This window comes from Candidatus Accumulibacter cognatus, assembly GCF_000584975.1.
In the GTDB taxonomy this organism is placed as follows: domain Bacteria; phylum Pseudomonadota; class Gammaproteobacteria; order Burkholderiales; family Rhodocyclaceae; genus Accumulibacter; species Accumulibacter cognatus.
The window spans coordinates 1-2,324 of sequence record NZ_JDST02000120.1 but is presented as its reverse complement, the minus strand read 5'-3'; the positions used below and the strand labels follow the sequence as shown (position 1 = coordinate 2,324).

Sequence of the window (2,324 nt, the reverse complement as noted above, 5' to 3'; positions counted from 1 at the left end):
TGATCGCGCAGTACACGATGCGCGGGTTGATCGCGCACACCGCCTGGCAGCCGATCCCGAGCTTGTCTCCCACCCCAGGGCGAAAGCCTTCGAGAATGACATCGGCGGTCGCTACGAGGCGCATGAATGCCGAGACACCGGCAGCCTGCTTGAGGTCGAGGGTGAGGCAGCGCTTTTTGCGGTTCACGAGCTGAAAGTACATCTCGAAGGCCAACAGCAGGATCTCTGCCAGAAGGTGTGGATCAAGACGCTGCGCCGGCAGGAGGTGAAGCAGTCACCCGATTAGTAAGATACCCCTGTGCATCACGCTTGAGAAGACGCTGTTCGTAATCGCCGAACGGCCGATCGCAACGGCCGGATCAAACTGGAAGCGGTCGTTCAGATTTCGCAGGCCACTGGCTGCCACCGACCCACAGCGGTCATCGAGCCTTGGGAGCGTCGGATGACCCGTCCTGCGCCCTCAGCGGACATTCGCTTCGAAAGTGAACAATCGTCCCCGTCTCCAAAAGATGACATCACCACCACCCCGATGCCCGCCCGTGCGCCCTCGCTCTGGGAGATGAAGGCGCCACCGTGGGTGAGGACGATTCCCAGGCTCAATCGGCGCCTGAGCACGAATTCGATCAGCGCGACGCCTGGAAAGTGCTGGATGGAATAAGCCATGCGCCAAGGTCCAGACTGAAGCAAGACGAGTTGGCATCACCCGTCGTGGGAGGACTCGTGCCTGTGGTCATCCGTCCGGCCGGACGGATGACCACAGGCACTGAGCGGGGCAGGATTCGGGTGACTTTTCAGGGGCTCATGGGACTCAATTAGAGATTGACGCCCCTTGACGGAGGCTCATATACTCTCTAAGGCGCCGTTGGATTTCCTATCCTTAATAGCCGACTACGGAGATAAGTCATGCTGCGGCAACCAGACTTACGTTCAGCCGGACGCGCCCCTCCTATGCTGGGGAAATCCCTCGTGCCATTACACGGGCGGCACGCGGACTTCGCCGCGCCATTGCTGCGCAGGACGGCCTGTGCCTGCGGCGGCAGCTGCCCCCGCTGTGCCGATCGCTTACAGCCAGGCCTGCCGCTGAGCCAGCCTGGGGATGCACTGGAGCGCGAAGCCGACCGAATGGCGGAGCGCGTCCTGCGCCGCGCCGTTCCGGACGTAACGAGTGCGACGACTACAGCGACACCGGCGCTGCCTGGGCCGGCTGCTGCTGAGGCTGTCGGGGAGGTTCTACGCTCGCCCGGCACTCCGCTGGACGGTGAGCAGCGAGCCTGGATGGAGCCGCGCTTTGGCCACGACCTGACCGCAGTGCGGGTGCACACGGATGCGGTCGCCGCGCGCTCGGCACGCGCCGTCAACGCGCTGGCGTACACTGCGGGAGAGCACCTGGTGTTCGCCGACGGTCAGTATCGCCCGGCCACTGACTCGGGGCGCGCCTTGCTCGCGCACGAGCTGGCGCACGTGGTTCAGGGCCGCGCGGCGGGTTTGCCGCGCCTGATGCGCAGCGTCGCCAGTTGGTCGAATTGCCCGGATGGGGTCAACAGCGCTCCGGACGACGCACGCCTGGCGCTGGCCACGGTCGATTCCCGAGCCGCCGAGATCGCCGCCAACGCCGCCACGCTGCTCGGCGCGCAGCCGCCGGCGGCAGAGACACTGGCCGCCTTCGAAGCGCGCTTTGGGCTGCCGCCCGAAGTGCGCGGTGGTTTCCTGAACCGGCTCACCGGCCGCGTGCGGCCCGACCACGACACCGCGCTCGGCGAAGAGCTGCAAATTCTTGCTCGCCGTTATTCGCTGGTCGCGGGACTGCTGGCGCAGCCGATCCAGTACATCTGCGCCGGTGACCCGGCTTCGATAGCCCGCGCCCGCGTGCCCAACTGCGAGGCGTTCGCCTGGTCGCGTCGTGGCAGCGGCAGTATGGTTCTTTGCCCCGGTTTCTGGGATGAAATCGCCGACGACGACAGTCGCTCGGCCGTCGTCCTGCACGAGTCGGTGCACATCCTTTGGGGCCGCAACAACCCCCCTGAGCGCGGCGAAATCCGCGACCGGACGGCGTCGGGTTCGGGCGGTGCCTACGTGAACGCCCACTGCTACGACGAACTCGCGGCTGCGTTGATGGGCACAGGCACTCCGCGGGTGCGTTGCACGCCGCCGGCTTGATTTGTGTCACCTCACTGCGTGAAGGATCGCCGCAGGCCGTGTTGCGGCGGCGGACGGTGCCACTACGCGAGCCGTCGGTAACGCTTGCTTGGCGGTCAGGTCGGCATCTGCCTGGAACTTCTGACCCCATCTCCCGATCGATTTCTGGCCTAGCAGCCTGTCGGACT

The 2,324-nt window shown here is 65.6% G+C and carries 2 protein-coding genes; one reads left to right on the top strand and one right to left on the bottom strand.

Going from position 1 to position 2,324, the window contains the following annotated elements:
• On the bottom strand, window positions 1-202 hold a 202-nt coding region (locus tag AW06_RS21215; protein WP_273704884.1), incomplete at its 3' end, for a CoA transferase.
• 764 nt (window positions 203-966) lie between these two features.
• Between AW06_RS21215 and AW06_RS21210 the strand changes: the two genes are divergently transcribed.
• On the top strand, window positions 967-2,157 hold the full coding sequence (locus AW06_RS21210; protein WP_273704883.1) for a DUF4157 domain-containing protein: 1,191 nt from the start codon (window positions 967-969) through the stop codon (window positions 2,155-2,157).
• The last annotated feature ends 167 nt before the right edge of the window (window positions 2,158-2,324 follow it).